The sequence below is a fragment of the Saccharopolyspora sp. MMCC62 genome (assembly GCF_057736575.1).
Window position 1 is genome coordinate 374,739 of sequence record NZ_JBYKCM010000007.1, and the last position, 20,111, is coordinate 394,849.

The 20,111-nt window shown below is 72.2% G+C and carries 15 protein-coding genes and 1 pseudogene; 1 reads left to right on the forward strand and 15 read right to left on the reverse strand.

Annotated elements, in window-relative coordinates; genetic code table 11:
• Positions 1 to 21 precede the first annotated feature (21 nt).
• The 4 genes from gdhA to AC29IT_RS18840 all read right to left on the reverse strand — a co-directional run bounded on the left by gdhA (position 22) and on the right by AC29IT_RS18840 (position 4,644).
• Complete coding sequence (gene gdhA / locus AC29IT_RS18825) at positions 22 to 1,371, reverse strand: NADP-specific glutamate dehydrogenase (RefSeq protein ID WP_358439456.1); 1,350 nt, start codon at positions 1,369 to 1,371, stop codon at positions 22 to 24.
• Between the two features lie 428 nt (positions 1,372 to 1,799).
• A complete protein-coding gene (locus AC29IT_RS18830; protein WP_358439459.1) occupies positions 1,800 to 3,224 on the reverse strand; it encodes a sodium:solute symporter family protein in 1,425 nt (474 codons plus the stop codon).
• The gene (locus tag AC29IT_RS18835) at positions 3,221 to 3,553 is read right to left on the reverse strand and encodes a hypothetical protein (RefSeq protein ID WP_488219630.1); all 333 of its coding nucleotides are present in this window, start codon (positions 3,551 to 3,553) and stop codon (positions 3,221 to 3,223) included. Before AC29IT_RS18835 ends, AC29IT_RS18830 begins: the two co-directional genes overlap by 4 nt.
• Before the next feature lie 131 nt (positions 3,554 to 3,684).
• Positions 3,685 to 4,644, reverse strand: coding sequence for a 2-hydroxyacid dehydrogenase (locus AC29IT_RS18840; RefSeq protein ID WP_358439465.1), 960 nt, complete (start codon positions 4,642 to 4,644; stop codon positions 3,685 to 3,687).
• Between the two features lie 279 nt (positions 4,645 to 4,923).
• On the opposite strand from AC29IT_RS18840, the gene AC29IT_RS18845 reads away from it, so the two are divergent.
• Entirely contained in the window at positions 4,924 to 6,171 is a 1,248-nt protein-coding gene (locus AC29IT_RS18845; RefSeq protein ID WP_488219631.1) for a flavin-containing monooxygenase, read from the forward strand.
• 3 nt (positions 6,172 to 6,174) lie between these two features.
• Here AC29IT_RS18845 and AC29IT_RS18850 read toward each other — a convergent pair whose 3' ends face one another.
• The 11 genes and pseudogenes from AC29IT_RS18850 to AC29IT_RS18900 form a co-directional block, all read right to left on the reverse strand.
• Positions 6,175 to 8,901, reverse strand: a complete 2,727-nt coding sequence (locus AC29IT_RS18850; RefSeq protein ID WP_488219632.1) for a DUF5682 family protein — start codon at positions 8,899 to 8,901, stop codon at positions 6,175 to 6,177.
• On the reverse strand, positions 8,898 to 10,010 hold the full coding sequence (locus AC29IT_RS18855; RefSeq protein ID WP_488219633.1) for an ATP-binding protein: 1,113 nt from the start codon (positions 10,008 to 10,010) through the stop codon (positions 8,898 to 8,900). Before AC29IT_RS18855 ends, AC29IT_RS18850 begins: the two co-directional genes overlap by 4 nt.
• 63 nt (positions 10,011 to 10,073) lie before the next feature.
• Positions 10,074 to 11,552, reverse strand: coding sequence for a VWA domain-containing protein (locus tag AC29IT_RS18860; RefSeq protein WP_488219634.1), 1,479 nt, complete (start codon positions 11,550 to 11,552; stop codon positions 10,074 to 10,076).
• Positions 11,549 to 12,925: a hypothetical protein gene (locus AC29IT_RS18865; RefSeq protein WP_488219635.1), complete on the reverse strand. Its 1,377-nt coding sequence runs from the start codon at positions 12,923 to 12,925 to the stop codon at positions 11,549 to 11,551. The genes AC29IT_RS18860 and AC29IT_RS18865 overlap by 4 nt, the downstream gene beginning before the upstream one ends.
• Positions 12,925 to 13,428 carry a hypothetical protein gene (locus AC29IT_RS18870; protein ID WP_358439482.1) on the reverse strand — a complete coding sequence of 168 codons (504 nt, stop codon included), beginning with the start codon at positions 13,426 to 13,428 and terminating at the stop codon, positions 12,925 to 12,927. The genes AC29IT_RS18865 and AC29IT_RS18870 overlap by 1 nt, the downstream gene beginning before the upstream one ends.
• A 383-nt stretch (positions 13,429 to 13,811) precedes the next feature.
• Positions 13,812 to 14,894 (reverse strand): S-(hydroxymethyl)mycothiol dehydrogenase, encoded by a 1,083-nt coding sequence (locus tag AC29IT_RS18875; RefSeq protein WP_488219636.1) that lies wholly within the window; start codon positions 14,892 to 14,894, stop codon positions 13,812 to 13,814.
• A 46-nt stretch (positions 14,895 to 14,940) separates the two neighbouring features.
• Positions 14,941 to 15,528, reverse strand: coding sequence for a sarcosine oxidase subunit gamma (locus AC29IT_RS18880; protein ID WP_358447071.1), 588 nt, complete (start codon positions 15,526 to 15,528; stop codon positions 14,941 to 14,943).
• Complete coding sequence (locus tag AC29IT_RS18885; RefSeq protein WP_488219637.1) at positions 15,521 to 18,358, reverse strand: 2Fe-2S iron-sulfur cluster-binding protein; 2,838 nt, start codon at positions 18,356 to 18,358, stop codon at positions 15,521 to 15,523. Before AC29IT_RS18885 ends, AC29IT_RS18880 begins: the two co-directional genes overlap by 8 nt.
• Positions 18,355 to 18,624 (reverse strand): sarcosine oxidase subunit delta, encoded by a 270-nt coding sequence (locus tag AC29IT_RS18890; RefSeq protein WP_224963073.1) that lies wholly within the window; start codon positions 18,622 to 18,624, stop codon positions 18,355 to 18,357. Before AC29IT_RS18890 ends, AC29IT_RS18885 begins: the two co-directional genes overlap by 4 nt.
• A 13-nt stretch (positions 18,625 to 18,637) precedes the next feature.
• A complete protein-coding gene (locus AC29IT_RS18895) occupies positions 18,638 to 19,870 on the reverse strand; it encodes a sarcosine oxidase subunit beta family protein (RefSeq protein ID WP_358447064.1) in 1,233 nt (410 codons plus the stop codon).
• A pseudogene (locus AC29IT_RS18900) lies at positions 19,870 to 20,111 on the reverse strand (serine hydroxymethyltransferase); the annotation flags it as partial. The gene AC29IT_RS18895 and the pseudogene AC29IT_RS18900, both read right to left, overlap by 1 nt.

Below are 20,111 nucleotides of genomic sequence, written 5' to 3' on the forward strand. Positions count from 1 at the left end.
CCGCCGCGCGAGCGGTGCGGCTCAGACGACGCCGAGGGACAGCATCGCGTCGGCGACCTGCGTGAAGCCGGCGATGTTGGCGCCCGCGATGTAGTTGCCGGGAGTGTCGTACTCGTCGGCGGTCTGCAGGCAGCGGTCGTGGATGCCGCGCATGATCTCGGCGAGCCGCTGCTCGGTGTGCTCGAACGTCCACGAGTCGCGCGAGGCGTTCTGCTGCATCTCCAGCGCGGAGGTCGCGACGCCGCCCGCGTTCGCCGCCTTGCCCGGCGCGAACTTCACGCCCGCGTCGGTCAGGTACTTGATGGCGTCCGGCGTGGTGGGCATGTTCGCGCCCTCCGCGACGATCTTGCAGCCGTTGCGGACCAGTTCGGCCGCGTGGTCGGCGTCCAGCTCGTTCTGGGTGGCGCAGGGCAGCGCGATCTCGCACGGCACGTCCCAGGCCGCACCACCGGTGATGAACCGGACGCCGTTGCCGCGGTCGGTGGCGTACTCGTCGATGCGGGCGCGCCGCACCTCCTTGATGTCCTGCAGCAGGGCGACGTCGATGCCCTTCTCGTCCACCACGTAACCGCTGGAGTCCGAACAGGCCACGACGGTGCCGCCGAGCTGGTGCACCTTCTCGATCGCGTACTGCGCGACGTTGCCCGAACCGGACACGACGACCCGCTTGCCGTCGAAGGAATCCCCGGCGGCCTTGAGGATCTCGTCCACGAAGAACACCGTGCCGTAGCCGGTGGCCTCCGGGCGCACCTGGGAACCACCCCAGCTGAGGCCCTTGCCGGTGAGCACACCGGACTCGTAGCGGTTGGTGATCCGCTTGTACTGGCCGAACAGGTAGCCGATCTCCCGGCCGCCGACCCCGGTGTCCCCGGCGGGAACGTCGGTGTACTCGCCGATGTGCCGGTACAGCTCGGTCATGAACGACTGGCAGAACCGCATGACCTCGCCGTCGGAACGGCCCTTCGGGTCGAAGTCGGAGCCGCCCTTGCCGCCGCCGATCGGCATGCCGGTCAACGAGTTCTTGAAGATCTGCTCGAAGCCGAGGAACTTCACGATGCCCAGGTAGACGCTGGGGTGGAACCGCAGGCCGCCCTTGTACGGCCCGAGCGCGGAGTTGAACTCGACGCGGAACCCGCGGTTGATCTGCACCGATCCCTTGTCGTCCACCCACGGCACCCGGAAGATGATCTGCCGTTCCGGCTCGCACAGGCGGCGGATGACCTCGGCGTCGACGTACTGCGGGTGCTTGGCGACGACCGGGCGGAGGCTGTCGAGGACTTCGTGCACCGCCTGGTGGAACTCGTCCTCACCGGGGTTGCGGTGCAGCACCTCGTCGTAGATGTCCTGAAGCTTCTCGTCGAGATTCGCCACAGCTCGCTCCTCCATCTCCTCGTGATCGCCCGGCGCGCGGCGGTCCGCACCGGTGCGCCACCCGGTGGGCACGGCCCGCTGCCAGCTTCGGTATCGCGGCGGCCCGACCCGCCGCCGCAGACCTTATCCCGGCCTCCGCGCCGCGAACGGCTTCCGGAACGACCCACCGAAACATGCCCGAAACACACCGGAAACACCGCTTTACGGCGCTCACGCGCCACCTGGGCGGCGAAAACCCGGTGAACGCAGGGGTTTCCGGCAGGTTGCGCGCCGATTGCACAGCTTGGCACGAGCGCGCACACCTGTCAGCAGCCGAGCGGCCGCGATCCGCGATGCGCCTTTCCCCGTGGCGTTGCTCACGAGTGGCCCTGATCACAGTGGAACGGGCCCGCCGGACGCCCCCGGCGGGCCCGTGCGGAGCCGGTCGATCAGCCGATCCGGGCGGGCTCCGCGGTGGCCGGAGAACGGCGTTGCACCACCGCGACGGCACCCAGCACCAGCAGGTTCACCGCCAGCCCGGTGAGCCCCGCGTTCACGCCGAACGGGTTCACCTGCAGCACCGCCGACACCAGCACCACGCACTCGCCCGCGACCAGCCCGGCCAGCACCGCCGAGGACCGCACCGGCACCGGTTCCCGCAGCGCCAGCAGGTTCGCGGGCGCGAGCTGGATCATGCCGCTGTAGGTGAGCAGGTACAGGTTCGCCATCAGGTCCGGGCGCCCCAACGTCAACGCCAGCACCAGCACCGACACCACCGCCGCGGTGATCCGGCTCGCCCGCAGCCGCGCGCCCTCCGCCATGCCGGACGGCACCAGGTTGCTCGACACCAGCGTCGCCACGCAGATCAGGCCGCCCGCGGCGGGCACCATCGCGCAGGCCGCACCGCCGATCAGCACCACCGCCAGCAGCGGGGCGGGCAGCGTGCGCTGCGCCAGCTCCAGCAGCGCCGCGTTCTCCGCACCGGCCGGAGTGGTCGCGGCGGCGACCGCGTAGAAGCCGACCAGCACCGGGATCGCCACCGCCACGGTGTACAGCGGCAGGAACACGTGGTTCGAGGCCACCGCCTTCGACGAGCGACCCGACAGCACCGCGGGCCAGCTCGACGGCAGCGTCATCGCCCCGAACCCGGCCGCGCTGACCAGGATGCTCGTCACGTACCAGGCGGTGCCGTAGGAACCGCCGGGCTGGATCGTCAGCAGCTCCCGCGCGCCCTGGAACACGGCGGTGAACAGCCCGCCCTCCGGTTGCCGCGCCAGCAGCACGCCGCCTGCGATCACCAGCAGCGCCACCACCATCAGCACGTCCTTCAGGTAGGACGTCGCCGCCACCCCGTGCAACCCCGACCACAGCACGAACACCAGCACCAGCAACATCGCCACCACGACGCTCACCGTCCCGGTCCGCTCGTCACCGGTCATGAACGACACGATCGTGCCCAGCCCGACCAGCTGCACCTGGATGACCGGCATGAAGAACACGATCGCCAGCACCGCCGTCAGCCCGCCCAGCACCGGGCTGCGGAACCGGTGGCGCAGGTAGTCCGAGTTCGTCCGGTACCCGTGGCGCTTGCCGAGCCGCCACACCAGCGGCGCCACCAGGAACATCCCGACGTAGCCGAGCACCAGGTACGAGGGCATGTACATCGCGGCCACGCCACCGCCGAGGACCAATCCGGAGATGCCGAGGAACGTGAAGGTCGTAAAGATCTCCCCCGCCTGCAGGAAGAACGTGGCCACCGCGCCGAAGCGGCGGCCACCGACGGTCCAGGCGGCCAGGTCGAACCCGCCGCCGCGCCTGCCGAGCAGGCCGACGACGGCGATGAGCACCAGGCCGGACAGCGCGATCGCGATCACGGGGCGTCCACCTTCCCGCCGCGCTCCGCGACCGGATCGGCCGGGTCATCCGGGTCGTCCGGTCCATCCGGGTCGTCGCCGGAGATCAGCCCGGCCGCCTCCTCGCGCCGCAGCACCCACGCCAGCAGCAGGCTGGTCAGCACGCACCAGCCGCACACCCACACCACCACCGACGGCAACCCGAACCAGGGCGCCGCCGTGTTGACGAAGGGGAAGAAGGGGGTGCCCAGCAGAGCGATCACCGGCAGCACCAGCACCGCGTGGAACGGGCGCAGCGCTCCCCCCGTGATCCGGGGCCCCGGTGGCCCGCTCCGCTCATGTCCGCTCATGTCAGCCTCCTGCGCAGGTGGCCGTCTCCGCCCGCGGATGTCGCGGGTCGAGCAGCGCACCGTGCGCCGGACACGCTAACCGGCCGCGGCCCGGAATCGTGCAGGTGCGCGCGGTGTCACCCGCGGCGAGGTCAGCTCGCCGGGACCGGGGTGACCAGGGTGCCTTCGGCCAGGTAGCGCTCCAGGTTGCGGAAGGTGAGCTCTCCCATGGCTTCGCGGGTTTCGCGCGTGGCGCTGGCGATGTGCGGCAGCAGCACCACGTCGTCCCGGTCCAGCAGTGCCGCGGGCACGTTCGGTTCGTCGGCGAACACGTCCAGTGCGGCGCCCGCGAGCCGTCCCTCGACCAGCGCCGAGACCAGCGCGGGTTCGTCCACGACGCTGCCCCGGGCGATGTTGACCAGGTAGCCGCGCGGACCGAGCTCGGCCAGCACCTCCGCCGAGACCAGACCGCTGGTCCCGGCTCCCCCCGCGGTGGCGATCACCAGCACGTCCGCCCCGGCCGCCAGCTCCCGCGCCGAGGCGGCGTAGCGGTAGCCGACGCCCTCGACGGGCCGCCGCGAGTGGTACGAGATCTCGGCGCCGAAGCCCTCCAGCCGCCGGGCGATGGCGCGCCCGATGCGGCCCAGCCCCAGGACGCCGACCCGCTTGCCGCTGACCTTGGTGCGCAACCCGAAACCGCCCGGCACCCACTCGCCGCGCCGCACGTAGCGGTCCGCGGCGGACAACCCGCGCAGCACGTCGATCAGCCCGCCCACCGCGAGGTCCGCGACGCAGTCGGTGAGCACGTCGGGGGTGTTGCTCACGTCGATGCCGCGGGCGCGGGCGCGGGCCACGTCGGTGCGCTCGTAGCCGACTCCGAAGTGGACGATCGCACCGAGCTCCGGCAGCGCGTCCATCAGCTCGTCGCTCACCCCGTAGCGCGCGCTGGTGACGGCGGCGACGACCTCGGCGCCGCGCTCGGCGAGGCAGGCGGCCGGATCGGACTGCTCGTGCAGGCGCAGCACCTCGTAGCGCGCCGCCATCTCCGCCTCCAGCGAAGGCAGCAGCTCGCAGACCTGCAGGACGGTGCCGGACGGGGCGGACTGGGACATGCGGGGATTCCTCCTGCTGCGGCTCTCGCTGGGCTCCCCGCAGCCTAGGCCTGCGGTGGTGCCGCGCCGACACCGCTGCGGACGTGCCCGCCGGATCCCGCCGCGGGCGGACGGCCCGGCCACCCCGGTCGCCGTCATCGGATCGGCGGAAACCTGGTCGTGTGGATCTTCCGCGTGCGGGGCGGCACGAGCGGGTGAACCGATCTTCGCGGGCGTCAGAGCGAGCCGTTCCCGACCGACGTAGGGGGTGATCGTCCCCGACCGCCCCAGGAGGACAGCGTGCACTCCGACCCGCTCCGCGCGTGCCGGCACCAGGTCCGCGCCCACCACCGGGAGATCCCCGTCGCGATCATCGGCGCCGGGCCGGGAGGTCTGGCCGTCGCGGCCGAACTGGCGCGCCGCGGCGTCCCGGCCACCGTGTTCGAGCGCGGCCCGCAGGTCGGGTCGAGCTGGCGCCACCACTACGACCACCTGCGGCTGCACACCACGCGCTCGCTGTCCCGGTTGCCGGGGATGCGCCTCCCGCGCCGCTTCGGGCGCTGGGTCGCCCGGGAGGACCTGGTGCGGTACCTGGAGGACTACGCGCAGCGGTACGAGCTGGACGTGCGGCCGAACACCACCGTGGAACGGGTGTGGCCCGCCGAGCGCATCGGCGGGGAGCGCTGCTGGCGGCTGCGGGCCGGTGGCGAGACCACGACGGCGCGCGCGGTGGTCGTCGCGACCGGGCTCGACCACACCCCGCACATCCCGGACTGGCCCGGGTTGGACGGGTTCTCCGGGCTGCTGCTGCACTCCGCGCGCTACCGGAACCCGGATCGGCACGCCGGTCGCGACGTCCTCGTCGTCGGCGGCGGCAACAGCGGCGCCGAGATCGCGACGGCTCTCGCCCGGCAGGGCGCCACCCGGGTCTGGTGGTCGCTGCGCACGCCTCCGACCATCGTGCCCGCCGCGGCGGACCGGTGGCAGCGGCTGGGAGTCCTCGTCGCGAAGCTGCCGACCTCCGTCGCGGACCTGCTGACCCGGACGTTCACCCGAGCTCGGCTGCCCGACCTGCGCGAGCACGGGCTGCCGCGCCCGCAGGACGGGCTCTACGCGCGCGTCCGACGGGACGGGCGCAGCCCGGTGCACGACCGCGGCATCGTCGATGCCATCCGGAAGGGCCGGGTGCAACCGGTCGCGGCGGTGGCGAGCGTGGACCGCAGCCAGGTCGTGCTCGTCGACGGCACCCGAATACGGCCGGACCACGTCATCGCCGCCACCGGCTACCGCACCGAACTGGCCCGGCTGGTGGGACCGGACGTGCTCTCGAAACCGCGGGACCTGCCCGTCGCCGGGGAACCCGCCGAAGCACCGGACCTGCACTTCCTGGGCTTCACCAACGACCCGGCCGGGCACCTGCACCGGATCGCCGTCGAAGCGCGCGCCACCGCCAAGCTCATCGCCCGACGGCAGCGCTTCGCCGGGGCCCGCACCGCCGGCGAACCGGAATGCGAGTGCGCGCAACGGGTTTCCGACCTGGCCGGGTGATCCTCAGCCCAGCAGTTCCGCCACCGCGCGCGCCGTGTCCGGATGCCCGCCCAGCAACGCCGCACCGGACGGTTCGGCGACCGGCCACCCGCCGGTGCACCCGAGCAGCTCCGCGACCGCGTCGCAGGTCGCCGGGTGCGCGGCAGGCAGCTCCGCCCCACCGGACCCGCCGCTCGCCGGGAGCTGTGCCGCCGGGGCCGGTTCGGCCAGCCACGGCGGCACCCACCGGTCCAGTTCCGGGAGCCGCCCCGGGAACACCCGGCCCGCCTCCCGGATCAGCAGCGGCGCCGACTCGGCGCCACCGGAGCGCAACGTGGTGATCAGCATCGGCAGCCACGGCACCAGCACCCGGTCCGGCAGCACCCGGAACGCCTCGGACACCGACTCCACCACGAAGTCCGCCAACCCCGGCACCGGTTCCAGGGCGTGCACGAAACCGCTCAGGTACCGCGGGTACGCGGGCAGCACCATCGGGTTCGCCAGCAGCTCGGCGCACCGCTCGCGCAGGTCCGCGCGGGACAGCAGCCCGAGCCGCAGCCGCGCCGCCCACAGCAGCGCGACCTTCGCCGGCTCCACCGGGTGCGACTGCGCCACCGCCAGTTCCAGCTGGGTGCGGTCGCAGCCCAGCGACAGCGCCAGGCCTTCCATGCCGAACAGGAACCCGAGCATCGCCGCCACCTGGCCGACGCCCGCCTCCTCGTCGGTGAACGCGGTCGGCAGCAGCGTGCAGTAGTGCGCGTACCCGGTCCGCACGAACGATTCGATCCACGGCGGCAGCGCGGGCTCGCTCGTCCGGTAGTGCGCCAGCAGCCGCCGCACCCGGCGCAGCACCTCGGGGGCGCCGTCCGCGGTGCGCTCGGCGGCGAGGACCTCCAGGGCGCGGACGCCGAGCTCGTTGGCGAGCCGGTTGCCGCGCAGCAGCAGCGTCGCGTCCTCCACGGCGGCCAGCACGCTCGCCGCGGTGGCCTGCGGGTCGTGCGCGGCGCGGCGCAGCCGCTGCTCCAGCACCTGCTCCAGGCTCACCCCCTCGTAGCCGAGTTCGACCAGCGCCCGCTGGTGGGTGCCGAGCGCCAGATCCCAGGACTCCTGGATGGGGCGTTCGCCGAGCCGCCGCTCCCCCATGATCGGCCGGGCCGCGCCGCGCGGCAGCAACCGGTGCAGCATCCACAGCACGTCGGAGCAGCGTTCCAGCTCGGGGCGGCCCGCGATGTCCAGCAGCGCCCGCTGCACGCCGCGCCGCTCCAGCGGCAACCCGAGCGGTGCCAGCCGGTCGTGCAAGTCGCGGGCCAGCGGCGGCAGCGCCGCGTAGCCGACCTTCCCGACCCGGTCGCCGCCGAGCATGTTCTCGACGATGCGGCGGACGTCGCGGCGCCCGGGCACCACGTCCTTCTCGATGCAGGTGATCGCCGCGTCCTGGAAGTCGTACGGGGTGGGTCCGGCCCGGTCCCGCATCCCGGCGAGCAGGATCGAGGTCTCGAACACGGCGATGGCGTCGGCGGTGGAGGCCAGGTACCCGTTGCGGCGGGCGGCGCGCACCACCTCCACCGACCAGGAGCGCAGTTCCGCCTCGTCGAGCCGGTCCAGCTCGGGCGGTCGCCGCAGGAACCCGGACAGCTTGTCCGCGGGTTCCGCGGGCGCCACCGGCGGTGCGGACTTGAGCGGTTTCCCACCGGCCTGCCCGGTGAGCCGGAACGGGCGGACGCGCTTGGACTGTTTGGCCCACTCGCCCGCGGCGATGGACACCGAACCGCCCGCCAGGCCGAACTGCGCTTCGATGGCGGCGTGGCTGGACGGGATCAGCCCGTGCTGCCAGCTGGTCCCGCTCGGCGGGTCGATGCGGTGCCCGGTGGCGCCGTGCACGCCGAACTCGGCGACGCGGCTGGCGGCGTGCACCGCGCCGCACACGTGGATGCCGTCGGCGGGGTCGGTGCCGGACGCGGCGAGGTGCTCCCGGATCCGGGTCCACATGTGCCGTTCCCGCTCTTCGTCGAGGCGCAGCCGGGGCGATGCTGCGGGCGTGAGGCGGCGGAACAGGCTGCCGATGAGGAACAGCACCTGCCGGTAGGTGTCGTGATCGCCACCGGCGAGCGGCACTTCCACGTACTGGTGCCACCACTCCGACCAGTGCCGCACCCGGCCGTTGCGCAGCAGGTGCTCCTCCAGTTCGGCGAACCGGGGGCGCAGGTCGCCGAGTTCGACCCCGATCGCGTCGCCGTGCAGCGCGGCTTCCTCGTCGGCCGGTTCGGCGCCGGTTTCGCGGTCGGCCTGCTGCTGGAAGACGTGATCGCTGGAGCGGTCCACCAGCACCAGTTCGACGCCGGGCGTGTCCAGCGCGTAGGCGATGGCCTGGTACTCGGCGGAGGCCTCGGTGATCGGGGCGACCACCGACAGCGGCGACCATTCGATCGGGAGGCCGTCGACTTCGGTGGCGAACGCCTGCACCGCCACCGGCAGCCGGCAGTGGCGCAGTTCGGGCAGCACCGGTGCCATGTCCTCGCACAGCTCCAGGTACACGACCGAGGGCCGTTTCTCCCGCAGCCGTCGCGCCATCGCGACCGCCGATGCCGGGGAGTGGTGGCAGACCGGGAAGATCTCCAGCGGTTCCCGCTCGGCGCGGTCCACGTCGTCGACGAGGCCGAGCAGGATCTCCTCCAGCGCGCCGGGCCCGTCGGCGAACGCGGCGGCGGCCTCCCGCAGCCGGGTGCGCAGCGGGTCGAACGGCGCGGTCACGAGAGGGTGGCGATCGCGTCGCGCCCGCCCGCCAGGAATTCGGGCCAGCAGCCGCCTTCTTCGTCGCTGCGCGGTTCCACGACGCCGTGCAGGTACTTGTTGAGGATGGCGAGGTCCTCCGGTTCGCGGCGGGCCAGCGAGCCGACGAGCGAGGAGGCGAGGACGCGGGCGCTGAGCGCGCGGTCGCCGAAGAAGTTGCTCTGCAGGATCGCGTCCTCCAGCACGCCGATCTGCTCGGCCGTGGACAGCGCCGATTCGAGCTTCTCGTCGTCGCTGCCCGCGGCGGCCGCGGCGGCGCGCAGATCGCCGAAGCTGCGCAGCAGCACGTCCAGCAGGGTCGGCGGCACGTCCAGCTCGATCCGCTGGCGCCGCAGCAGTTCCTCGGTGCGGAACCGCACGATCTCCGCTTCGCTCTTCTTGTTCGTCACCACGGGGATGCGCACGAAGTTGAACCGCCGCTTCATCGCGGAGGACAGGTCGTTGACGCCGCGGTCGCGGCTGTTGGCGGTGGCGATGATGGAGAAGCCGGGTTCGGCGAACACGATGCCGTCGTCGTCGAGTTCGGGCACCGAGATGTACTTCTCGGACAGCACGGAGATCAGCGCGTCCTGCACGTCGCTGGTGGCGCGGGTGAGCTCTTCGAAGCGGCCGATGGCGCCGGACTCCATCGCGGTCATGATCGGCGAGGGGATCATCGATTCCCGGGACTGGCCCTTCGCGATGACCATCGAGACGTTCCAGGAGTACTTGATCTGGTCTTCGGTGGTGCCCGCGGTGCCCTGCACGACGAGCGTGGAGTTGCGGCAGATCGCCGCGGACAGCAGCTCGGCCAGCCAGCTCTTGCCGGTGCCGGGGTCGCCGATGAGCAGCAGTCCGCGGTCGGAGGCGAGGGTGACGATGGAGCGTTCCACGAAGGTGCGGTCGCCGAACCACTTCTGCTGGACGTCGCGGTCGAGGCCGTCGGCGGGTTCGGAACCGAGCACGAACAGCCGGACCATCTTCGGCGACAGGCGCCAGGAGAACGGTTTCGGGGCGTCGTCGATCGACTCCAACCAGTCCAGCTCCTCCGCGTACTTGATCTCGGCGGGGGCTCGCAGCAGTTCGGACATGGCCGGCCTTTCTCGGAATTCTGGGAGTTCTCGGGTTTTCTCGGTGCGGGAGCGGTGGTGCGGTCAGGTGAGGAAGGTCTTGAGCTCGTGCACGAGCTTCCGGATGTGCCCGGAGATGACCGGGGTGCCGAGGTCCTTGAACCGCTCCCGGAACCACGGGTTGACGCTGCCGCGGCCGGAGCCGGACACCGAGCCGACCGGGATGAACTTGGTGCCGGAGCGGTGCAGGGCGGCCATGCCGTCGAAGACCTGCTCGCCGCGCCACTCGTAGAAGTCGGAGATCCACACGACCGCGGTGTTGCGCGGTTCGGCGATCTTCGGCTGGACCTGCGCGAGCGCGGCGGTGCCGTCGGTGCCGCCGCCGAGGTCGGTGCGCAGCAGCGCCTCGAACGGGTCGTGCACCCACGGGGTGAGGTCGAGCGCCCGCGTGTCGTAGGCGATGAGGTGCACGTCGACCTTGGGCAGCCCGGCGAAGATGGACGCGAGGATGGTGCAGTTCACCATCGAGTCGACCATCGAACCGGACTGGTCGACGACGACCACCATCCGCTGCGGCGTGGTCTTGCGGGCGGTGCGCCGGTAGTACAGCCGGTCGACGTGCAGCCGCTGCGATTCCGGGTCCCAGTTGGTGAGGTTCTTCCAGATCGTGCGGTCCAGGTCGAGGTTGCGGAACACCCGCTTCGGCGGCACCGAGCGGTCCACCGCGCCGACGCTGGTGCGCTCGACCTGGGTGCGCAGCACTTGCGCGACCTCGTCCACGTAGCGGCGGATGAGCGATTTCGCGTTGGCGAGCGCGGTGCCGGACAGGTTGTCCTTGTCCCGCAGCAGCTGCTCGATCAGCGACATGCTGGGGTTGAGCCGCGCGGCGAGGTCCGGGTCGGCGAGCACCTCCCGCAGGTGCATCCGGTCGACCAGGTCGGCTTCGATGGCGTCGAGGTCGGGGCCGATCGGCGGGACCGGGGTGCCGAGGTCGGGTGTGCCGCCGCCGGTCCGCCGCGTCCCGGGCGGTCCCCCGGCTCGGCCGCGCAGCCCGCCGGGTTCGCAGCCGAGCGCCGCTTCGAGCCGGCCGACGTCGGACTGCCAGTTCGACAGCTGCCCGGCGGTGACCGCACCGGTGCCGGTGCCGAACACGTTGAGCAGCAGCTTCGACAGGAGCGCGGCGCGGCGCACTTCGGCGGCCCGGTCGCGCTCGTCGGCCGGGTCGCGCGCCTCGGCCGAGGTGGATTCGCCGTCCGCATCCGGTTCGCCGTCCGCCGCCGGTTCGCCGTCCGCCGCCGGTTCGGCTCCCGCGGCCGGTTCGGCGTCCACGCCCGGTTCGTCGACGAGCGGCGCCGCGAGTTCCTCGGCGAGCTCGGGATGGCGCTGCACGAGCGCGTCGACCGAGACCTGCGGGTCGAGCAGCGCGGCGGGGAGGCCGATGTCGTCGAGGACGGCGACGCTCGCCGATTCCAGCGCGGGCTGCTCCTCCTGGTCGAAGAGCCGGGCCAGCAGCCGCCAGTAGAGGACTTGGCGGCGGTTCTCGTCGGAGGCGGGTGTGGTCATGTGCGCAGCAACCTCCCGGCCCGTTCGCGCAGCGCCGCGGCGGCGTCGGTGGCCGCTTTCTCCGCCTTGGCCCCGGCCTTGTCAGTGGTGCCGCCCGCCCAGGCTCCGGCGTGCACGGCGGTGGTCTTCTTCCGCTTGGTGGTCTCGACGGCCAGCGGCTGGACGCGGAACTCGCCGGCGTCCCAGCGCAGCAGGCCGATGCACGCGTGCGAGGCGGCGACGGCCTCGGCGGTGAGCGGCCCGGCGGCCGGGGCTCGGTCTGCGTCGACGGGCAGCGCGTGCCCGGCGAGTGCGAACACCGGCCGGTCGTCGCGGGTGGTGGCCGTGTAGCCGTCGAGGAAGACGGGGACCGCGATGCTCGCGGGGTGCCGGTCCAGCGGGGCGGCGGTGCGCTCGGTGGCGGCGGGCAGCACGGCGCGGGCGGTGGCGAACGGGTCGGCGGGCTCACCGGTGCGGGCGCGCGCGTCGTCCCAGATCAGGTCGCCCGCGGCGGTGATCGGCATGCCGGTGAGCTCCAGGCTGCGGCCGTCGCCGAGCGCGGCGAGCGCGGACAGGTGCGGGCGCAGCAGCTGCCAGGTCCCGGCGCCGACGACGGTGTCGGGTTTCGGCGCGGAGGCGGTGGCGCGCACCAGCAGCGGTGCGCCGCCGTCGGCGGGTTCGAGCACCGCGTGCACCTGGGCTTGGGCGGCGGTGGGGTGTTCGTGCAGGTCGACGCCCAGCGGCAGCAGCCGTCCGCTGATGGGGGTGGTCCCGGGCGCGGCGGCGGCGCCGGGGAGCGTGAGCAGCACCGCGCGGGACCACAGGTCGGCCCAGCGGCGGGCCGGGACGTGTTCCAGGGCGGTGCCGGGGCAGCTCGCGGCGAGTTCGGCGGCGAACCCGTCGAGCAGCGCGGCGGGGCGCCGCAACTCGGGTTCGGCGAGCAGCGCGGTGGTGACCTGCGCGGCGCCGCCGATCAGGTCGTGGTCGATGCCGCGCCATCCGGCGCGGGCCAGGTCGGCGAGCCAGCTGCGGGCGGCGGCGAGCAGGTTCACCGGTTCACCACCGGCGACGGGCGTGCCGTGGTCTTCGCGGGTGCGGCCGGTGGCTTCGGTGGCGCGTGCCAGCAGCGCGTCGTGCGCGGCGCCGAGCAGCGCGGTGCGGGCCCCCGCGAGCGCGGTGAAGTGGTCTTCGCCCGCGGCTCCGGCGGCGGCCTGCCGAGCGGCTTCGGCGACGGTGGCCGCCAGCGGGGTGCCCGCGACGGCGGCGGCGAGCAGGGTGAGGCCGTCGCCGTGCGGCCGCAGCAGGCCGGTGGTGAGCACCTGGTCGAAGGCGTCGACGGCGGCGAGCGCCTCGTCGAGCCCGTCGACGGGGCCGGGGAGCAGGTCGGCGCGCATCAGGACACCGCCCGGGTCGCCGGGAACCAGTGCATCTCGGGCAGCGGTGCCGTCACCGGCGTCAGTTCCAGGTAGGCGAGGTGGCGCAGGAACCGGCTGAACACGGGCGCGGCGGTGGCCGCGTCTCCCTGCGGCGGGTTCCCGCGGTCCACCAGGTCGGCGAGCGCGGTGTCGTCGGCTTCATCCGCGGGGAGGTCGACGCGGAGGTAGCGGGCGACGCGCTCCGGACCGTGCTGCACGACGGCTTCGGCGATCAACGTGCGGATGTGGTTGCAGAGCCCGCCGCGCAGCCCGCCGCAGGGCCGGTTGTTGTTGGTGCTGCAGGTGAACGCGTGGCTCCCGGCGGCGACCGACGAGACGTACACGCGCGCCACGTCGGAGCCGCTGGAGACCACGCCTTGCAGCCGCCCGTCGGCGAGTTCCACGAACGGCACCTTCGCGAGCTTGCGCGGCCGCGCGGGTGGCACGACCCGCGCGGTGCTCGACGTTCCCCAGGCTGTCAACGACCTACTCCTCCGCGTCCCCGTGCAGTGCGGAGGAACATACCCACACCCACCGACAACACGAGATCAGCCCAGTTCACAGCCCTCGGAGCACAGTGGACCCGAACACGCCGGTGCTCCCGCCGCCCGGCCGGAACCGAGCAGGACGGGAGCACCGGCACCACAACGCGGAACCTGCTCAGCAGCGGCGCAAGCCGTCGTCCTTCCCATCAGCGGCGCAGCCGCTGAGCCGCCGACCACCCGAGCAACCGGCACCGCAGCGGGTTCTCAGCGTTCTCCTCGCGAGGACGGCGTTTTCTCCTGTGGCGGAGCCACCGGTGAAATCGATCCCGCAGCGAGGGAACCGCTGAGGTTCCGCCACCCGCCCCGAAAAACAAACCGAGTCAGAACACCACAACAGACCGAAGAACTTCGCCGTCGTGCATCTTGGTGAAGGCGGACTCGACCTGGTCCAACGAGATCTCCTCGGTCACGAACTTCTCCAACGGCAACCTGCCCTGGAGGTACATCTCCACCAGCATGGGGAAATCACGACTCGGCAAGCAATCCCCATACCACGACGACTTCAACGCACCACCCCGCCCGAACACCTCCAACAACGGCAACTCCAACTTCATCTCCGGAGTCGGCACCCCCACCAACACCACCGTCCCCGCCAGATCCCGCGCGTAGAACGCCTGCTCATACGTCGCAGGCACCCCCACCGCATCGATCACCAGATCCGCACCGAACCCATCCGTGAGCTCCCGCACCGCCTCCACGGTGTCCACCTCGGCCGCGTTCACCGTGTGCGTCGCACCGAACTCCCGCGCCCACGCCAACTTCGCCGGATCCCTGTCCACCGCGATGATCCGCCGCGCACCCGCGAAACTCGCCCCCGCGATCGCACCATCACCCACACCACCACACCCGATCACCGCAACCGAATCACCCGGCCCCGCACCACCGGTGTTCACCGCCGCACCGATCCCCGCCATCACACCGCACCCCAACAACCCCGCCACCGCAGGCCGCGCCGCCGGATCCACCTTCGTGCACTGCCCCGCATGCACCAACGTCTTCTCCGCGAACGCACCGATCCCCAACGCCGGCGACAACGCAGTCCCATCCACCAACGTCATCGGCTGCGCCGCATTGTGCGTATCGAAGCAGTACTGCGGACGACCCCGCCTGCACGCCCGACACACCCCACACACCGCACGCCAGTTCAACACCACGAAATCACCAGGCTCGAGATCCACCACCCCGACACCCACCGACTCCACAACCCCAGCAGCCTCATGCCCCAGCAAGAACGGGAACTCGTCATTGATCCCACCCTCCCGGTAGTGCAAATCCGTGTGGCACACCCCGCACGCCTGCACCCGCACCACCGCCTCACCCGGACCCGGATCAGGAACGATGATGGTGGTGACCTCGACCGGCTTGCCCTTGCCGGTCGCCACTACGCCGCGCACTTCGGTCATCCAGAGCTCCAGTTCACACGTGGGGAAATTCCCGCAGGTTCGGTCGTCACCAGCCGTATTCGCCGGCGGCGTCGATGAGCCAGTCCGCGACGTACCGCGCGAACGACGAACGCACGATCAGCCAGTAGGTGGGCAGTGCCGCGTCCCGGCACACCAGCACGACGGCGGCGCGCGCGAGCAGCGTCTGCGCGCACCGGCCGGTCGCGAAGCTGCGCGGGTGCAGGTCCAGCGCGCAGCCCATGTTCAGCAGGTCCCGGGCGTGCGGCCCGGAGACCTCCAGGATGGTGCGGTGCGCGGACACGTCCACCACCGCGCCGTGATCACCGTCGAGCGCCGTGGTCAAGGTGTCCGAAATGGACTCGGCGGCGCCTTCCGGTCCGACCAGCAGCCATTCGTCCGGGCCGAGGCCGAGGACCAGCGCGCCTTCGGCGTGCACCACCTCGCCGGGCTGGTTCGGCAGCATCGCGTGGATCGCGGTGCCGATCCGCTCCGCGCCCGACCCCTTCGGGTCGACCCGCAGCGTGATCTGCGCCTTGAACGGCACCTCGGTGATGTGCACGGCGTCGGGCCCGGAACGCGCGGCGAGGGCCTCCGCCCGGGCCGCGAGCGGGGACTCTCCGTAGGGCTCAGCCATCGCGACGCGCTCCTTCCTTGTCGTAGAAGACGGGTTCGGTGACGGTCAGCGGGACCAGCCTGCCGTCGACCGGGCTGTAGACGGTGTCGCCGATGCGGTCCCGCCCGCCCTTCACCAGCGCGAGGCTGAACCCACCGCCGAGCACGGCGCTGCGGTAGCTGGAGGTGACGTGGCCGAGCATCGGCACCGGTGGTGCGGGCAGCACGTCGCTCGCCACCAGCTGCGAACCTTCCGGCAGCACCAGGGATTCGTCCTGCGGTCGCAGGCCGACGAGGTGCTTGCGGTCCGGGCGGGCGTTGTCGGCGCGGGAGAACGAGCGCATGCCGAGGAAGTCGTCCTTCTTCTTCGACACCGCCCAGCCCATGCCGAGGTCGTGCGGGGTGACGGTGCCGTCGGTGTCCTGCCCGACGATCGGGAAGCCCTTCTCGGCCCGCAGCACGTGCATCGTCTCGGTGCCGTACGGGGTGATGTCGAACGGACGACCGGCTTCGTGCAGGGCTTCCCACACCTCGCGGCCGTACCACCAGGGCACGTTGATCTCGAAGGCGAGCTCGCCGGAGAAGCTGATCCGGCAGACCCGCGCCCTCCTGCCCGCGACGACCCCGTCCTGCCAGGACATGAACGGGAACGCGTCGTTGTCCAACTCCAGCCCGGTGGCCACCCGGGCGAGGACTTCGCGGGACTTCGGCCCGGCGAGGGCGATGGTGGCCCACTGCTCGGTGACCGAGGTCAGGTGCACCCGCAGCTGCGGCCACTCGGTCTGGAGCCATTCCTCCAGCCAGTCCAGCACGCCCGCCGCGCCCCCGGAGGTGGTGGAGATCAGGTAGCGGTGCTCGCCGGTGCGCATCACGGTGCCGTCGTCGAAGACCATGCCGTCGGCGGTGCACATCAGCCCGTACCGGATGCGGCCGACCTTGAGCGTGCTCATCTTGTTGGTGTAGACGAGGTCGAGGAACGCGGCGGCGTCCGGCCCCTGCACGTCGATCTTGCCGAGGGTGGAGACGTCCTGCATGCCGACCCCGGAGCGCACCGCCGCGCACTCGCGCAGCACCGCCGCCGCCATGTCCTCGCCGGGCCGCGGGTAGTACCAGGGCCGCTTCCACTGCCCCACGTTCTCGAACGGCGCCCCGCGCTGCACGTGCCAGTCGTGCATCGCGGTGACGCGCACCGGGTCGTAGAGGTCGCCGCGGTCGCGCCCGGCGAGGGCGGCGAACGCGACCGGCGTGTAGGGCGCGCGGAACGTGGTGGTGCGGGACGGTTCCCGCCCGAGCAGCTGCGCGATGATGCCGGTGGTGAGCGTGCCGGAGGTCTTGCCCTGGTCGTGCGCGGTGCCGATGGTGGTGAAGCGCTTGACGTGCTCCACCGAGTCGAGCCCGGCGCCGACGGCCTTGCGGATGTCGGCGACGGTGGCGTCCCGCGCCAGGTCGACGAACTGGTTGGCGCCGCCGGAGTCGGCGGGGCTGGGCAGCAGCCAGGTGGTGCGCCCGGCCAGCACCGGCGGATTCTTCGCGGCGGGCAGTTCGGGCGCGGTGGCGTCGAATCCGGCGGCCCGCGCGGCGGCTTCGCCCGCTTCGGCGCCGGTCCGCAGGCAGTCACCGGTGGCGAACACCCCGGCAGCGGCGCCCGCGGAGCGGACCGAGCGCAGGTCCTCCTCGGGCACGTAGCCGCCGATCCGCTCCGAGTAGCGCACCCCACCGCGGCCTTGGGCGTGCAGGTGCACCGCCGGGTTCCAGCCGCCGGAGACCAGCAGCAGGTCGCAGCGCACCACTTGGCGGACGGTCACCGGCTGGTGCTCGTCGGAGCGCAGCCCCACGAGGTGCGCGCTGACGACCCGGTCGACGCCGGAGGTGCCGACGACGGCGGCGTCGGGGCGGATCGTGATGCCGCGTTCCACGCACAGCGAGGCCCAGTAGGTGGGCACCACGTCGCGCACGTCGACGATGGCGGCGATCTCCACCCCGGCGTCGTGCAGGTCGATCGCGGCGGCGTAGGCGCTGTCGTTGGTGGTGAACACGACGGCCCGCTTGCCGGGCAGCACTCCGTAGCGGTGCAGGTAGGTGCGGGCGGAGGCGGCGAGCATGGTGCCGGGCCGGTCGTTGCCGGTGAACACCACGGGCCGTTCGTGCGCCCCGGTGGCGAGCACGGTCTCGCGGGCCCGGATGCGCCAGATGCGCTGGCGGCTGGGCGCGTCGTCGCCGCGGTGCTGCACGGCCACGAAGTAGCCGTCCTCGTAGTGCCCGAACACGGTGGTGCGCGGGAGGGTGCGCACGTCGGGCAGCGAGTCGAGCTCGGCGACGGCGCGGCGCACCCAGTCGGTGCCGGGCTTGCGGTCGAGCTCCTCGCCGTTGCCGAGCAGCGCGCCGCCGAATTCGGTGTCGGCGTCGGCGACGATCACCCGCGCCCCGCTGCGGGCCGCGGTCAGCGCGGCGGCCAGCCCGGCCGGTCCGGCTCCGACGACGAGCACGTCGCAGTGCGCGTGCATCGCGTCGTAGCGGGCCGGGTCGGGTTCGTCCGACAACCGCCCCTGCCCGGGGATCGAGGTCGCTTCCAGGCCGTCGACGAGTTCCACGGTGGTGGCGGTCAGCATCGGTTCCGGGAACGGCTTCTCGATCTGCACCAGGGCGTTCGGGTCCTCCGGCCCGGCGGCCATGATGCCGCGGGGTCGCCCGTACTTGATGCTGGTGGAGATCTGGTGCACGCCGTTGGCCAGCAGCGCGGAGGCGAGGGTGTCGCCTTCGCGGCCTTCGTAGTCCTGCCCGTCGAAGCGGAACCGGACGGGTCGGCGGCGGTCGATGCGCCCTCCGTCGGCGGTCCTGAACTCGTCGTTCACCTGGTCACCGTCCTCGTCGCGCCGTCGGGGTGGATCTCGTTGGTGGTGGTGTCGCGCTGCACGGTGAACCAGCGCCGGCAGCCGGCGTGGTGCGACCAGCGCTCGGTGAACACGCCCTTCGGATTGGCGCGGTAGAACAGGAATCGCGCCCAGTCCTCATCGGACACCGACTGCGGGTCGTCCGGGTAGCGGACGTCGGCTTGGCCGCCGTAGTGGAATTCGGTCTCGTTCCGCGGCCCGCACCACGGGCAGGGGATCAGCAGCATGTGCGGACTCCGTTCAGTGCGCGACGCCTGCGGCGCCGTGCTCGTCGACGAGGGCTCCGGTGGTGAACCGCTCCAAGCTGAAGGGAGCGTTGAGCGGGTGCGGTTCGTCGTGGGCGATGGTGTGCGCGTAGCACCAGCCGACACCGGGCGTGGCCTTGAACCCGCCGGTGCCCCAGCCGCAGTTGACGTACAGGCCGTCGAACGGGGTGCGGCCCATGATCGCGGAGGCGTCGGGGGTGACGTCCACGATCCCGGCCCAGGTGCGCAGCACGTGCGCCCGGGCGAAGATCGGGAACAGTTCGACGGCCGCGGTGAGTTCGCGTTCGATGGTGTGGAACGCGCCGCGCTGCCCGTAGGAGTTGTAGGCGTCGATGCCGGCGCCGAGGACCAGTTCGCCCTTGTGCGCCTGGCTGACGTAGACGTGCACGGCGTTGGACATGACCACCGTGGGGTGCACGGGTTCGAGCAGTTCGGACACGAGCGCCTGCAGCGGGTGGCTCTGGATCGGCAGCCGCAGCCCGAGGGTGTCGGCGAGCACCGAGGTGCTGCCCGCGGCGGCGAGCGCGACCTTGCCGGCCCGGATGTTCCCGCGGGTGGTCTCGACGCCGACGACCCGGTCGCCGACGGTCTCGAATCCGGTGACCTGGCAGTTCTGCACCAGGTCGACGCCCATCCGGTCGAGGGCGCGGGCGAAGCCCCAGGCGACGTGGTCGTGCTTGGCGATCCCGGCCCGCGGCTGCCAGGTGCCGCCGTGCACCGGGTAGCGGAGGTCCTCGGAGGTGTTCAGGATCGGGCAGATCTCCTTGACCTGCGCGGGATCGAGCCATTCGGCGTCGACGCCGTTGAGCTTGTTCGCCTCGACGCGGCGGACGCTGTCGCGCACTTCCTGCAGCGAGTGCGCCAGGTTCAGCACACCGCGCTGGGAGAACAGCAGCGGGTAGTCCAGCGCGTCTTCGAGGCCTTCCCACAACTTCAGCGCGTGCTCGTAGAGCCCGGCGCTCTCGTCCCACAGGTAGTTGGAGCGGATGATCGTGGTGTTGCGGGCCATGTTCCCGCCCGCGAGCCAGCCGCTCTCCAGCACGGCGACGTTGGTGATGCCGTGGTTGACGGCGAGGTAGTAGGCGGTGGCGAGCCCGTGCCCGCCGCCGCCGACGATCACCACGTCGTAGGAGCGTTTCGGGTCCGGGGAGCTCCAGAGCCGATCCGGGTGCTCGGGCAGGTCTGCACCGGGTGTGCGCGGCGACATCAGAGCCCTCCGTTCAGGTTCGGGTACAGCGGGAACTTGCGGGTGAGCGCCTCGACGCGGTCGCGCAGCGCCTCGGTGTCGATCGTGGGTTGGAGTGCTGTGGCGATGATGTCGGCGACTTCGGTGAATTCGGTGGTGGTGAAGCCGCGGGTGGCGAGGGCGGGGGTGCCGATGCGCAGGCCGCTGGTGGTCATGGGGGGTCGGGGGTCGTTCGGGACGGCGTTGCGGTTGACGGTGATGC

Excerpts from the sequence above, each read along its gene's own strand:
- AC29IT_RS18890 (WP_224963073.1), bottom strand. The coding sequence starts at position 18,624 with ATGCTGCTGATCCCCTGCCCGTGGTGCGGGCCGCGGAACGAGACCGAA.
- AC29IT_RS18860 (WP_488219634.1), bottom strand. The coding sequence starts at position 11,552 with ATGACCACACCCGCCTCCGACGAGAACCGCCGCCAAGTCCTCTACTGG.
- AC29IT_RS18895 (WP_358447064.1), bottom strand. The coding sequence starts at position 19,870 with ATGTCGCCGCGCACACCCGGTGCAGACCTGCCCGAGCACCCGGATCGG.
- AC29IT_RS18840 (WP_358439465.1), bottom strand. The coding sequence starts at position 4,644 with ATGTCCCAGTCCGCCCCGTCCGGCACCGTCCTGCAGGTCTGCGAGCTG.
- AC29IT_RS18835 (WP_488219630.1), bottom strand. The coding sequence starts at position 3,553 with ATGAGCGGACATGAGCGGAGCGGGCCACCGGGGCCCCGGATCACGGGG.
- AC29IT_RS18875 (WP_488219636.1), bottom strand. The coding sequence starts at position 14,894 with ATGACCGAAGTGCGCGGCGTAGTGGCGACCGGCAAGGGCAAGCCGGTC.
- AC29IT_RS18880 (WP_358447071.1), bottom strand. The coding sequence starts at position 15,528 with ATGGCTGAGCCCTACGGAGAGTCCCCGCTCGCGGCCCGGGCGGAGGCC.
- AC29IT_RS18865 (WP_488219635.1), bottom strand. The coding sequence starts at position 12,925 with ATGCGCGCCGACCTGCTCCCCGGCCCCGTCGACGGGCTCGACGAGGCG.
- AC29IT_RS18855 (WP_488219633.1), bottom strand. The coding sequence starts at position 10,010 with ATGTCCGAACTGCTGCGAGCCCCCGCCGAGATCAAGTACGCGGAGGAG.